The sequence below is a fragment of the Brachyspira innocens ATCC 29796 genome, from assembly GCF_000384655.1.
Classification (GTDB): domain Bacteria; phylum Spirochaetota; class Brachyspiria; order Brachyspirales; family Brachyspiraceae; genus Brachyspira; species Brachyspira innocens.
Map to the genome: position 1 here is coordinate 35,544 of NZ_ARQI01000121.1, position 14,900 is coordinate 50,443.

Sequence of the window (14,900 nt, forward strand, 5' to 3'; positions counted from 1 at the left end):
ACTATTTTTTTACTAAAATTTTACATTTTTTCTTTCATAAATTGCTATAATAGGCTTATTACAAAATTAAATATAGAATTTTTATGATAATGTTTTTACATACTAAATTAATTATTATTATATATAAATATTACACAAAAGTATGTCTCGTATTATAACTTTACTCTGTATATAAGTAGCTTTGCAGAAATTATAAAATAAAAATTAATTATAAAAAATATCAGTATTATTTGAAAATATTTTTTATTTGTAATTTAAGTAACTAGTATTTTTATATAAGTTTTTTATCATTAAAGTAATTTTTTGTTAATGATAATAAAAATTGAAAAATCACAAAATATTATTTATAATCTCATATATAACTTTAATAAGATAAAATAATCATAATATTAAATAAAAAAATATATTTAGTATAACAAGTAAAACTTCTTGATTTTAATATACAATTATTATATAATAGTAGGAACAAAAATAAATAAAAAAAATAATTAACGGTAACCATCATGAAAAAAGTAAATTTATGTTTATTAGGAGCTTCTGGTGCTGTTGGTCAGGAGATGCTCAAAGTACTAGAAGAGAGAAAATTTCCAATTAATGAATTAAGATTGCTTGGAAACAGAGAAGCTGGAAAAAAAGTAGTATTCAATAAAAAAGAATACACAATAGAAAAAGTAACTAAAGATTCGTTTAACAATATGGATATTACATTAGTTGCTGTAGGTGCTGATTTGAGTAAAAAGCTTAGTCCTGAAGCAGTAAAGGCTGGAAGTATTGTTGTAGATAACAGCAGTGCTTTTAGAATGGATAAGAATGTTCCTTTGGTTGTTCCAGAGGTGAATCCTGATGATGTTAAATTACACAAAGGTATAATATCTAATCCTAACTGTTCTACAATAATAGCTTTAGTAGCTTTAGCTCCGCTTCATAAGTTTGGTAAAATTAAACGTATTATAGCTTCTACTTATCAGGCTGTTTCTGGTGCTGGTAAAGAGGGTATGGAAGAGTTGGAACAGCAATTACAAGATTATGTTGCTGGAAACAAACTTAAAAACAGTACTTTTAAATATCAAATACTTCATAACTTAATCCCTCAAATAGATTCATTTGATAAAAATGGATACACTAAAGAAGAGTTAAAAATGACTAATGAAGGTAGAAAAATCCTTCATGCACCTGATATGCAGATAAGCTGTACTTGTGTAAGAGTACCTGTTATAAGAAGTCATAGTGAAGCTATTACTATAGAAACAGAAAAGAAAATTACTGTAAAAAAAGCAAGAGATTTATTATCAAAAGCTAAAGGTGTTAAAGTAGTTGATGATCCAGAGAAGTTCAGATACCCTATGCCTTTAGATACATCAGATCAAGATGATATATTTGTAGGAAGAATAAGAGAAGATATCAGTGCTAAAAACTCATTAGTATTATGGTGTGCTGGAGACCAAATAAGAAAAGGAGCTGCTACAAATGCTGTTCAGATAGCAGAATTACTTTTACCAGAATTAGAAAAGAAAGGTGAAGAAGCTCCTGCTAAAAAAACTGCAGCAAAAAGAACTTGCGTAAGAAAAAAAGCAGCAAAAAAATAAATCATTAATATTTTTATTATATAGAGAGGGGTTTTTATTTTTTACAAAACTCCTCTTTTTTTATGTTTATAAGGCTTGATATTAATCTTAAAAAGCTCATTATCATCTAGTTTATACTTACTTTTTATTAGTGTACATTTATATTTTATAATATATAATATAATTATGAATATTTATATTGATTTAAATTTATTATCAGATTTTGAAAAAGATAAGGATATATATAAGCTGATATTAGAATCACATCAAAAAAATACTAATTATTTTTATTCTCCAGCACATCTTTATGATTTAGATTCTGCTGGTTTAAAAGATAATGATCCGCAAAAAAGAATAGATAAATTATTATTTCTACAAAATATTGTTTCTAATAATTATTTAGTTTTAGATAAAAAGTTAAATACCATCTTAAAAAGCAATAGTTCTCCAAATATATTTACATCAAACAAATATTATCCTGGTTATGCTCAAAAAAAATTATCCAACATTTTATCAAATAGAGATGCTATAATTGAATTACAAGGATTATTAAATTCTAATATACCAATAGATATATTAGAAAAAAATATAAAAAATCGTATGAATGATGAAGATTATAAAAAAGAAAGAAGAATTTTATTAGATAATAAAAAATATAGAATTAAGTTAAATAATTTTAAATTTCATATACAAGATAGATTAAAAATATTGAAAAAAGAAAAATCATTATTTGATATAATTGAATTTTCTTACGATGATATGGATTATATAGAAGATATTGAAATAATTATAAAAGAGATACTCATCAATAAAGAACTATCTGTCAAAAAATTAAAATTTATAGATAATGTAAAAAATACAGATTCAGATTTTATGCATTGTTTTTTTGCTACTTATTGTGATTATTTTGTTACTAGGGATAGGATATTATTCGCAAAATCATCCTTTATATACAAATTTTTAAATGAAGAAATGAAAATAGATATAAGAACTAAAGTAATTACATTAGATGAGTTTTTAGAGTTAATTAAATAATATGATATATTAATAATTTTAAATTTTGTTATTAAAAAATAAATTTTATTTTTTAATATATGGGGCTTTGCCCCACACCCCACTTCTTTTGGTGCCCCAAAGAAGCAAAATGGCTATATTTTGCTTAAATTAATAATCTATTTTACATGTAAAACAATTTTAGTATGATTTAGTATTAATTTTATACTTGCACTTTTTGGTTATTTTTGCGGTGGGAAAAAGAACAATTAAAAAAATTGACAAACTTAAAAATTTTTAGTATATAAAATAGTTTTCAAATATTTAATTATTAAAATTAAACTTTTATAGTTAGTATATGTTTATTAAAAAATACTACAAAAAAATAAAAATCAATAATTAATATATTGAATAAAATCAGAAATATAATATAGTTTTTAATCATTAAAAATAAATTTTTAAATGTTAGAGGAATTATATGAAAGTTTTTATTAGTGCAGATATTGAGGGAATTACTACAACTACACAATGGCCTGATACGGATGCAGGAAGTTTAACTTATAAAGAGCATACCCTGCAAATGACTAAAGAGGTTAATGCAGCATGCGAGGGAGCTATTGAGGCTGGTGCTAAAGAAATATTTGTAAAAGATGCACATGACTCTGCTATGAATATAGATCAAACAGCTTTGCCCGAATGCGTTAAGATACATAGAAGATGGAGCGGAGATCCTTATTCTATGGTAGAAGGTATTGATGAGAGCTTTGATGCAGCTATGTTTATTGGGTATCATAATGCAGCTTCTATTGGAAATAATCCGCTTTCGCATACCATGAATACCAGAAATGTATATGTTAAACTTAATGAAGTTCTTGCAAGCGAGTTTATGTTTTTCAGTTATGCAGCAGCTTATAGGAAAGTACCTACAGTATTTTTGTCTGGTGATAAAGGATTATGCGAAGAGGCTATGAAGATGAATCCTAATCACCCTAATTTGATAACACTTCCTGTAAAAGAGGGTATAGGCTATTCTACTATTAATTATTCTCCAAATTTAATGGTAAAGATGATTAAAGAGAAAACTAAAGAGGCATTAAGTCTGGATTTTAAGGGTAAATTATTAAAACTACCTAATCATTTTAAACTTGAAGTTTGCTATAAAGAACATGGTTATGCTCATAAAGTGTCATTTTATCCTAATGCTAAAAAAATTAATGATACTACTGTAGTTTTTGAAAATAATGATTATTATGAGATATTAAGAGCCTTGAAATTTATATTATAAATTTTATAATATAATAGTCCGATAACTTATGAAAGCCTTCTTAAAAAATAAGTCTTTTTAAGGAGGCTTTTTTATTATCAAGAATTTTTAAATCATTTATGGGAAACACTATGCCAGAGATTTGGGATGTTTATAATAGAAATAAGAAAAAAACAGGACGTATTCATCAGAGGGGACTTCCTTTAAGAAAAAATGAGTATCATATAGTTATACATGCTTGGGTGGTAAACAGTAATGATGAAGTTATAATGACTAAAAGACACAAAAGTAAAAAAATATGTCCTAATAAATGGGAGTGTACCGAAGGCTCTATACTTTCTGGAGAAAACAGTATTGAAGGAGCTGTAAGAGAGCTTAAAGAAGAGATTGGCTTGTCATTTGAAAAAGAGGAAGGTATATTTTTAACTTCTTTTATACTTGAACGTTCAAAAACTATAATAGATGCATTTATGTTTAGAAGAGATGTAAAATTAGAAGATTTAGTTTTGCAGGAAAATGAAGTAAGTGAAGCTATGATAGTTAACAGAGAAAAATATTTTGAGATGTGCCAAAACAAAAAAATTATCTCTTCTATAAGATATTTTTATGATATTTATGATAAACTTAAATAATTTTTTAGGAGAATAAAAAATGCAGTATGTGAAGTTTGGAAGCAGAAGGGGAAATGAAGGAGAGATAAAACTTCTTGATATATTTTATAATCATAATATAGTGTTTGCTGAAGTGAAAGCTGGAGCTCAAAAAGTAAAGGAGAAGAAGTTTTTAAAAGGCACAAAAATAATGATAGCAGACGGACTTACTACAGTTGCCGTTGCTATTGCCAAAAGTGATTCTGATTCTTTAGATAAATTTAATATTAAGTTTAATAAAAATGAAATAGAGAGAGTAAATATTTCAGATTGGGTAATAGCAGCGAAAGTAAAAATATATAAACTTAAAGAAGAAGATTATTTTCCTGCTACTATAGGCAAATTTTATCATATAAAAAATAAAGACAAAATAAAATTAATAGATGAGCTTATTGAAAAATATTCAAAAGATTAAATATGTTTTTATTCTTTTTTTCCTTTGATTTTCTCTATTAAACTAACTATTGCAAATATAATCAGCCCGATTATACAGCTAATTCCTCACATATATAAAATAACTCCGTACTTGTATTTTATTGTATTATACCCTAGTGTAGTATAATGTCAATAGTGCTGGAATTATAATGTTTTTATATATAATCAATAATCATTCGCCTATGATTTTTATTAATACTCTTTTTAATCTTTTTCCGTCATATTCTCCGTAAAAAATTTGCTCCCAAGTTCCGAAATCTAATTTTCCATCTGTAACAGCTACAACAACCTCTCTTCCCATTAATTGTCTTTTCATGTGAGCATCAGCATTATCTTCATATCCATTATGTTTATACTGACTATGAGGTTTTTCTGGGGCTAATTTTTCAAGCCAAACTTCAAAATCATTATGAAGTCCGCTTTCATCATCATTTATAAATACGCTTGCTGTTATATTCATAGCATTGCATAATATTAGTCCTTCTTTTATACCGCTTTCATCTAAACATTTTTGCACTTCTGGTGTTATATTAATGTATCCCCTTCTTTTAGGATAATTGATTTCTAATACTTTTCTATAAGATTTCATTATTTTTCTCCAAATTATATTTTTTATGTTTTGAATTAAATATTATTCCATACCGTATATTTTTAAGAATTCGCTTAATATAGTATGCATAATTATTCTTTTTTTATCATAATCTAAATTTCTAGTTAATTCTATTCCGAAAGATTCTATATTTTTTTTAGCGGCATAATATGTTATAGTAGTAGGCATAGGATAATACATTTGTCTGAATTTAAATTTCATAGGCTCTATTCTTGAATTAATATTATTAAGCACACTCACAACTTTATCATCTAATTTTCTGCTGTCATATATAATAGAATCTCCGAAAAACTCTTTAAATCCGTTTCCCTCATGAAGAGTAAGCACTACATCTATATCATATTCATCAAGCATTTTCATGTACTCTTTAGCTAATTTATCAGTATCGGTTCTGCTTACTTTTTTGTCAAAGAATCTGTTATTAATATCCTGTCCCTCTATTGCCCTAGTATTTTTTCTGTATGCTTCAGGTACAGCAATAGGTACTATAGTAAGGCTTCCTTTTTTTATAGGCATATTAATTCTTTCCATAGCAACATCAGTTCCTACTCTTTCGCTTCCATGCGGAACTATCAAAAATATATTAGGTCCTTTTTCAGGGTGAACTACTCTATATATTGTGTTTTCGTTTTTTGTTCCTTCCATTATTTTGAAATTGTATCTGTCTATATCTTCATTGAGATGGCTTGCTACTTCCATTTCTAATTGTCTTGATACGCTTTCTATTAACGATTTTTCATTTTCTGTTGTTCTGTATGGTCCGTCAAGAATAGGTATTATAGAAGTTTTATGATTAGGCTCTAAAAAATAACTTACACCTAAAGATGATGAAGGTGTTATTTTTACAGCATTATTATATGTTATTACTGATATTTTATCATCATATGCTACAACAGCAAATGATTTTCCTTTAAAGTCATATCCTCTATTGTCTTTTGTTATAGTCATTTGTATATCATCATTATGTTTGCTTTTTATATACATGTATCCAGAATGCAAAGTAAAATTGTTGCTTTCGTATGTTAATTTTGAACTCGGCATAAGTATAATAGATTTCTCTCCGTTATCCATTACCAAATATGATTCTTCTTTTGTAGATATTGAAAAATAATCGTCTGGAAAACTTTTCTTAACATCTATATCAGCATGCTCTTCATTAACTATTACAGATGCTTCTCCCTGTCTTGATATTACTTTGAAACTATTAGCAAATAGTAAATTGCTTAATGTTATCATAAAAGAGTATATTAATATGTATTTAATAATTTTCATAGTAAAAGCCGTTATATTTAAAATATCGTTTTAATTGTCGAATTAATAGAAAAATGCTTTAAATAAAAAAGTTTTGTAAAAAAATATGATTATATATTCTGTAAATATCAAAAATATGCTCTATTTATGCTAGTTCAATTATGTAAATATCAAGAAATTAAGTTCTTCAAGACTTTTTCTTTACATTGTTTTTACAAATATATCAAAAATATGTAGTATATGTATAAAATATATCGATATTATTCTATATTTGTAAATATTTTGTAAAATAATTGTAAAATAATATTGCAAAAAATACGCTCTCTGCTATAATAATAAATGTAAAGAGATTTTACAATAACCGTTAAGGAGATACAAATGACTAATAATTTAAAACTTTTTATAAAAATAACACCTAGTAAGCTTCCAGAAAATATAAGAAATTTTATAGCTCTTAATTACAGTAAAGCAAAAATAGTTTATATTGATAAAGTTAAAGATGAATACGAAATAAAATTGAGCAATGGAATATATATTAACTTTGATAAAAATGGTTCTTGGAATTATATAAGCAGCGATGATAAATTATCTGAAAATATACTTCCTAAAAATATAGCACATAAAGTAAAAAGCATAATGAAAAAATATAAAAATACCTATGTATTTGAAATTAATAGAAGAATAGAGTTTTACAGAATAAGATTAACTAATTCATTAGAATTACGTATAAGACATAATGGTGAAATACTACTTGCATAATTTTATTATTGTATCTCTTTAAGTTTTTTATTATAAAGGTCTGAGTTCTTTAGAGGATTCAGACCTTTTTATTATCAAATATAACACAAAAAATCATCTGCTATTTCAAATATGTAAAAAATATATATAGATATACTTCAATTATTATAATTTTTTATAAAAGATATATAATTGTAAAATATAATTGCCTAATAATATTTTTTATTAAATAATCATGATAGATGATATTTATTTAATATGATAGTATTATAATCAAATTAAAGTTGTAAGAGGAATAAAATATTATGATAAAAAAAACAATCTATATTTCGGCATTTGTATTTTTATTAATGACAGTAAGCTGCAGCAAAAAAAACAATAATACCACTAATCCAATTCTTGAAGAAACAAAATACACAGTTAAAGGTATTGACAGTAAATACGATGCTGTTTGGAAATTTTTTAATGCTGATGAAAAAGGAGCAGAAGCTGTAGATGTTTCTATATCTGACGGCGGAGTTAATAATTTAGTAATTTCTAATAAATCAGAAAAAGTGAGTTTTTCAAAAGACAGTATTTACAGCTGCGAGAAAGAGGAAAGTAATATATATTATCAAAGGTATTTCGGATATATTATAAGTGATGGAAAATGGGTAGGCGAGATTCATTTCCCAATTTATGATGAAACAGTTGGTTATGTTTATATAAAAAATAGAACAACTTCAGATATAATTTGCGGAATTATAGATAAAGCACCAGGAGAAAAAAATGGAATAGATTCACATTTCTATGGAACAAGAGTTAATACAGATAAAAACGGATTAAAAAGAACTTTAGATATAAATGAAAAATTTGTTACATATTCTGAAAATGATCAAGTAAAGGTAAAAATACCTTCTGTTTTCTTTGAAGGAAGCTGGAGTAGTGTAGGGCAAATAGATGAGTATACAATATTTCAAGGTCTTTTATATGATGGCATTTGGATAAAAAGCCATGATAATGATGCAAGTATATTGCCTAATTTATATTTCTTATATGCTGATTATAACCGTAAACTTGATATAAAATTAAGATATGATAATGTGCCTATTTCAGCTAAATATATAGAAAAAGAAACTATAATATCTCCAGATAATATTCAATATTCAAAACGTTAAAAAATAAATATAATAAATAATTGATAAAATATAATGATTGTGCAGGCCCTTAAATAGGGTCTGCTTTTTTATTGTGAGAGTTTTCAAATTTTTTTCATTTAATTTTTATTAAAATCATCTTTTTGGCTAAAGTTTTTATATAAAAAAATAATGTTTATAAGAAAATTAACTTGAATTTTTAATATTCATAATGATTTTTTATATAATTAAAAACAAAATTTCTAAAAAATAGAGTTCTTAAATACGTTTCTCACATAAAAAATGTATAAAACGTAGTAAATAATCTTAATTTTAAAATTTTTTAAGAAAAAAAAGAAAAAAATGCTAAACCAAATTAAACTTTATGCCGAGAAGACCGAAAATTATTGTATAGCAAAATGAGAGTTCAAGTATTTGGCGGTCTCGAACTCCCTGTTTGCTTAGTTGATACCATATAATTTGATAAGAATATAATTATTGGCGTGATTATATTCTTATATAGGATTTAATGGTATTTTTGGCAACTTTATATAGTCATTAAAGATTGTCGGAATACCTTAAATTCTCTTTAATATTTTTTGCCAATTAGGCACGGATGCCTTTTTGAATAAATATCATGGAGGATGACGATGATCATCAATAACAACATTAGTGCTATAAATGCACAACGTACTTTAAAATTCAGAAACGTAGATCTTTCTAAAGACATGGCTGCTCTTTCTTCTGGAATGAGAATCAACAGAGCTGGTGATGATGCTTCTGGACTTGCTGTATCTGAAAAAATGCGTACTCAAATCCGCGGTTTACGTCAGGCTGAAAGAAACACTCAAGACGGTATATCTTTCATCCAAACTACTGAAGGTTACCTTCAAGAAAGCCAAGACATTTTACAAAGAATACGTGAATTGTCTGTACAATCTGCTAACGGTATTTATACTGATGCTGACAGAATGCTTATTCAAGTTGAAGTTTCTCAATTAGTTGATGAAGTTAACCGTATTGCTAGCCAAGCTCAATTCAATACTCTTAACATGTTAACTGGAAGATTTGCTAACCCTAACGAAGGCGGAGCTCCTGTTGCTTCTATGTGGTTTCATATGGGGGCAAACATGGACGAAAGAAGAAGAGTTTATATAGGAACTATGACTGCTGCTGCTTTAGGTTTACAAACTGCTGAAGGTACTGGTATATCTATTTCTTCTATCGACAAAGCTAACAGTGCTATAGGTATAGTTGATGAGGCTTTAATGAAAGTTTCTAAACAAAGATCTAATTTAGGTGCTTATCAAAACAGATTAGAGCTTACTGCTCAAGGCTTAATGATAGCTTATGAAAACACTGCAGCTTCTGAAAGCAGAATAAGAGATACTGATATGGCTGAAACTTCTGTTAAATTCGCTAAAGACCAAATATTAAGTCAGGCTAATTTAGCTATGTTGGCTCAAGCTAATACTATGAACCAAGGTGCTTTACGTTTGATTCAATAATTAATTAAAGTACGTTTATAGCAAACTAATTTAAAAATAGCTGGTCTCATTAATTTTAATGGGACTGGCTATTTTTTTATAATCTAATTACAACCCCTCCCTTTAAAATCAGATGTTTTAATTTTTTATTATAGCTTTATTAATATTTAAAGCTATAACTATTAAAAGTACGCCCGCCCAAGCGTTTTATAAATTTATTGTTTCCCTTCCCCGCACGTTTAATTAAATTTTGAATATTAATAAAATTTGTATTTTTTATTTTATTTATATTTTATTAATTTTTTTCTACGTGCGGGTAGAATAGACTATAATATTTCAATAAAGCTAGGGTGGGTGCCTTAAATAACAGATGAAACTACAAAATATAGTGAGTATTAAAATTGCAGTATGAATTATAAATTTTAAAGGGCGGGGGTAAAATAAAATCTTATTTTTTAATTTTCTATATACCAAGAAGGTTCATGTTTTTCTACAAGTGAATCTGAAAAAGCATATTTCATATTAATCTCATTTGACAATTTCCAAGACTCTAAATCCTGATTAAAATTTGAGCAGTTATAAAATGCAAACGATATATTTTTAATATTAGATAGATTCCATTTATCTAAAGGCTGATTAAAGTTTGAAGCACTATGAAACATTCCATTTATAGATTCAATATTACTCATATCCCAATCATTTAAAGGCTGATTAAAACTCTTAGCATCTTTAAACATAGCATCGGCATATTTTACTTTGCTTACATTCCATTTAGAAATATCCTGATTAAAAGAATACGCACTTTTAAACATAAAGCTCATTATTTCTACATTAGATGTATTCCATCTGCTTAAATCACCATCAAAACTAACACAATCTGAAAACATAAAACTCATATACTTGACATTAGAAACGTCCCAATTATTAAGAGGCTGATTGAATCTAGTACACCCTGAAAACATATATTCCATATTAATAACATTAGATACATTCCAATTCTCTATATTATGATTAAAATATATAGCTCCTTTAAATATGTTATGCATATCTTTTACGTTTGAAGTGTCCCAAGTTTCAATACCGTCAAATTTTTTAAGTTTTGAGTTCTGAAACAATCCAGACATGTCAGTTATTAAGCTAGTATCTATTTTATTAAATTTTATTTTTTCTTTTATTAATTTTAATAATTCTATTTTATCTTTAGGTTTATATTTTTCATTTTCTTTTAATTTGATATTATTAGCCTTTAATTTTTTATATTCTTTTATAATATCTTCTTTATTATCAATGAGTTCCTTTAATTCATCATAATAAGTATTTTCAAGTTTTTTAATAAAATCTTTAAGTTTATTATATTTTAGAACTTCTTTATACACTTCTTTTATATCGCAGTTTTCAAGCATTAATAAAAGTTTTTTTCTATCACTTCCTTTGGAAAGAAAATAAATATTTAATATAGACTTCACATTTTTAAAAGAAGAAGCACCCGAAAAAAACTCCCTAATAAAACAAGCTTCATTAATAATCCAATTTTCTATAGAATGATTAAAACTCTCAGCACCACTAAACATATATGACATACTAATTGCATTAAAAACATTCCAGTTTCCAATATCCTGATTAAAACTTTTAGCATTAAAAAACATATAGTTCATATATAAAACATTAGAAGTATCCCATTTATCAAGCGGCTGATTAAAGTTATAAGCATTCTCAAACATACCAAGCATTTTTTCTGTTTTGCTGACATTCCAATTATTAAGAGCCTGATTAAAATTATAAGCCTTTGAAAACATACTTTGCATATTTTCTACATTAGAGGTATCCCAATTATTTAAATCCTGATTGAAATTTACAGCTTTATAAAACATACATCTCATACTGATAACTTTAGAAGTATCCCATTTATCTAAAGGCTGATTAAAATTTTTGGCTTCAGAAAACATAAATTCCATATTTGTTACATTAGATACATTCCAATCATTTAATGGCTGATTAAAGTTTTTAGCACTTGCAAATATCCCGAACATATTAGTAACTTTTGAAACATTCCAATTATTTATATTTGAATTAAAGTTTACAGCCCCCATAAACATATCTGACATATCTGTAACATTAGATGTATTCCAAATTTCAATTCCATCAAAATTTTCTCTCTTACTATTTTCAAATAATCTGCTCATATCAGTAATTAAACTTGTATCAATACTTCCAAGATTAATGCTTTCATCCTTAACTAATTTTTTTAATTCTTCTTTATTTTTTGGTTTAAATCGTTTTTCCATTTTCTTATCCATTATTGTTATATTCGCCTACGCTATTAATATCTAATAACTTTTCAGTTATTAGATGCTTCGGCTCATTCGTTATTGTTATATTCGCCTACGCTATTAATATGTAATTTATTATTGTACCAAATTTTCAAGCATCAATATAGAACCAAACATAAATCTATCAACTAAATCTTTATTATTTTCTGATATATTTAATATTTTTAATACTATTTCTATCATATCTCCAAAGTCAGCATTATCTCTGCTAATACCATTTGTTGATATATCTAATACTAAACCGCTTACTTTCTCTTCAAATTTATATCCATCTATTGTGTAATAATCTTCATAATATTCATTAAAAGGATATTTATTAACAAAATTTTTTAACTTAGATAATTTATATTCACCATTATATGAATAAAATTCTTTTTCTAAATCATCAATAACTCTTAATTGATTAATAGGCTGAACAATCTCATAATCTGATAATTGTTTTTTCCATTTTTCTATAATATCATTATCCATTTCTTTTACATATGCTAAACTAATATAATTATTTTCATTGATTTTTACTTCATTATCATTATAATCAGTAAAACTTCCATCAGTTAAATATCTGAATGTTGTTATAAAATTATTTTCATCATATAAGTTCCAAATTAATTTAACAGCATACACATTAAAAAAATAATTATCTATATAAACAGATTTCCAAAAATTATAAGAATATTTTCTTCCATTCATTAAAAGATATATCATTTTATATCTTTGACTTTTTACAATATTTTTTATTTCTTTTTTAATAAAAGTTATTTCTGATTTTAACTCTTTAGAAAAAGTTTTAGGTGCTGTTTTTAATTCTTTATTATTATTCATAATATGAAGCTCCATATTATCATCAATAAAAAGTTTATATTCTTTATCTTCAGCATATACTATTCTCTCGCCATTCTTATCAAGATTAAAATCAGGAACTAATAAATCATCTAATTCATATCTTTCAACTTTCATTCTATTAGCTATAGTTTCAAGTGCTAATTCGGCTGCATTTTTTATGCTTTCTATTTTTGATTTTAAAGATGTATCGCAAAGTAATTTTAATGCATATTTATTTTTATTTAAAGCTAAAATATAAACATAGTATGAACGAGGATAAAACTCTTTTTTTAAACTTTTTACATAATCTTCTACTATTTTACCATCTCCATATATACCGCAAATAATTCTCGAAGCTAATTTACTTCTGTCACTTAAAAATATTTCATAAGATACATTTCTAAAACTTTCTATATCAAGCAAATTAATAATATCATCAATAATTTCTAATCTTACAACATTATCTTTCACTTTTAAATAACTTCCGTAAATAAATCTAATCATCTTTAAACTTATTTTTGTTTTTCTCTCTTTAGTAAAGATAGTATATTTATCATCTATAAATTTTATACTTTTATCAAATGACTTATCATAATTATTATTAACATATTCTTCTGCCTCTTCAATATTTTGAAAAATTATTTTATTAGAATAATCTTCTATTTCATTTTTAAGTTCATTTTCAAAATCTTTTTCTAATCTTGAAACAAAAGAAATAATTTTTTTATTAATTGAATTTTTTAAAGTCTTATGCCACAATTTAACATCCACTTTTTGTAAATTTTCATCTTCATAATATTTATCATAAAATAAATAGCATAATAAATTAATAGGTTCTTTTTTAGAATATATTTCATCAAGCATTTCTTCTGGTAATATATAATCAATATCTTCTTTTATATTATCAAAATTCCATTTATAAGGAATTATTTTAAAACTATTAGCACGATTAAATATAAAACTAATACTTTTTACCTTGCTTATATCCCAATTATTTAAATCCTGATTAAAAGATGAAGCATTTGCAAACATAAAGCTCATATATTTTACGCTTTTTATATTCCAATTACTTATATTTTGATTAAAGCTTGTACATCCATTAAACATAGAATTCATATTTGTTACTTTTGAAACATTCCAATTACTAATGTCTTGATTAAATAAACTGCATTCTTTAAACATAGAGCTCATACTCTCAACATTAGAAGTGTCCCAGTTATTTAGAGGCTGATTAAATTTAACACAGCCGTCAAAAATTCTTGTCATATCTTTTACTTTATTAATATTCCAGCTATTTAAAGGCTGATTAAAGTTAATACATTTAGAGAATAAACAAGACATATCTGTAACTTTAGAAGTATCCCAACTATTTAGAGGCTGATTAAACTCTCTGCATTCTTTAAACATACTGCTCATATTTTTAACATTAGACACGTCCCAAGTTTCTATACCTGAGAAATCTTCTCTTTCACTGCTTCTAAATAATTCGCTCATATCAGTAATTAAACCAGTATCAATACTGCCAAGATTTATATTTTCATCTTCTACTAATTTTTTTAATTCTTCTTTTGTTTGAGGTTTGTATTTCATTGTTATGTTTCCTTAACATTTTTTATAATTCTATATTCTTTTATATATTT

Annotated in this window: 12 protein-coding genes; 8 read left to right on the forward strand and 4 right to left on the reverse strand. The window is 25.5% G+C overall.

Annotated features, from left to right (window positions below):
- Positions 1-503: 503 nt before the first annotated feature.
- From F811_RS0110915 to F811_RS0110935, 5 genes are all read left to right on the forward strand, one after another.
- Positions 504-1,586 (forward strand): aspartate-semialdehyde dehydrogenase, encoded by a 1,083-nt coding sequence (locus F811_RS0110915; RefSeq protein ID WP_020005277.1) that lies wholly within the window; start codon positions 504-506, stop codon positions 1,584-1,586.
- Between the two features lie 165 nt (positions 1,587-1,751).
- Positions 1,752-2,600 carry a hypothetical protein gene (locus F811_RS0110920; RefSeq protein WP_020005278.1) on the forward strand — a complete coding sequence of 283 codons (849 nt, stop codon included), beginning with the start codon at positions 1,752-1,754 and terminating at the stop codon, positions 2,598-2,600.
- A gap of 436 nt (positions 2,601-3,036) precedes the next feature.
- A complete protein-coding gene (locus F811_RS0110925; RefSeq protein ID WP_020005279.1) occupies positions 3,037-3,843 on the forward strand; it encodes a M55 family metallopeptidase in 807 nt (268 codons plus the stop codon).
- A 110-nt stretch (positions 3,844-3,953) separates the two neighbouring features.
- On the forward strand, positions 3,954-4,454 hold the full coding sequence (locus tag F811_RS0110930; RefSeq protein WP_026364429.1) for an NUDIX hydrolase: 501 nt from the start codon (positions 3,954-3,956) through the stop codon (positions 4,452-4,454).
- A gap of 19 nt (positions 4,455-4,473) precedes the next feature.
- The gene (locus F811_RS0110935) at positions 4,474-4,887 is read left to right on the forward strand and encodes a hypothetical protein (RefSeq protein ID WP_020005281.1); all 414 of its coding nucleotides are present in this window, start codon (positions 4,474-4,476) and stop codon (positions 4,885-4,887) included.
- A 192-nt stretch (positions 4,888-5,079) separates the two neighbouring features.
- Here the strand turns inward: F811_RS0110935 and F811_RS0110940 are convergent, their stop codons facing one another.
- Positions 5,080-5,496, reverse strand: coding sequence for a secondary thiamine-phosphate synthase enzyme YjbQ (locus F811_RS0110940; protein ID WP_020005282.1), 417 nt, complete (start codon positions 5,494-5,496; stop codon positions 5,080-5,082).
- A 42-nt stretch (positions 5,497-5,538) separates the two neighbouring features.
- Positions 5,539-6,789 (reverse strand): M14 family metallopeptidase, encoded by a 1,251-nt coding sequence (locus F811_RS0110945; protein ID WP_020005283.1) that lies wholly within the window; start codon positions 6,787-6,789, stop codon positions 5,539-5,541.
- Positions 6,790-7,146: 357 nt separating this feature from the next.
- Between F811_RS0110945 and F811_RS0110950 the strand changes: the two genes are divergently transcribed.
- From F811_RS0110950 to F811_RS0110960, 3 genes are all read left to right on the forward strand, one after another.
- Positions 7,147-7,527 (forward strand): PepSY-like domain-containing protein, encoded by a 381-nt coding sequence (locus tag F811_RS0110950; RefSeq protein WP_020005284.1) that lies wholly within the window; start codon positions 7,147-7,149, stop codon positions 7,525-7,527.
- 284 nt (positions 7,528-7,811) lie between these two features.
- The gene (locus tag F811_RS0110955) at positions 7,812-8,663 is read left to right on the forward strand and encodes a hypothetical protein (protein ID WP_020005285.1); all 852 of its coding nucleotides are present in this window, start codon (positions 7,812-7,814) and stop codon (positions 8,661-8,663) included.
- 608 nt (positions 8,664-9,271) lie between these two features.
- Positions 9,272-10,129 (forward strand): flagellin N-terminal helical domain-containing protein, encoded by an 858-nt coding sequence (locus F811_RS0110960; RefSeq protein WP_020005286.1) that lies wholly within the window; start codon positions 9,272-9,274, stop codon positions 10,127-10,129.
- Positions 10,130-10,563: 434 nt separating this feature from the next.
- Here the strand turns inward: F811_RS0110960 and F811_RS0110965 are convergent, their stop codons facing one another.
- Both F811_RS0110965 and F811_RS0110970 read right to left on the reverse strand, forming a co-directional pair.
- A complete protein-coding gene (locus tag F811_RS0110965) occupies positions 10,564-12,405 on the reverse strand; it encodes a BspA family leucine-rich repeat surface protein (RefSeq protein WP_020005287.1) in 1,842 nt (613 codons plus the stop codon).
- Between the two features lie 108 nt (positions 12,406-12,513).
- Entirely contained in the window at positions 12,514-14,850 is a 2,337-nt protein-coding gene (locus F811_RS0110970) for a BspA family leucine-rich repeat surface protein (protein WP_020005288.1), read from the reverse strand.
- Positions 14,851-14,900 lie beyond the last annotated feature (50 nt).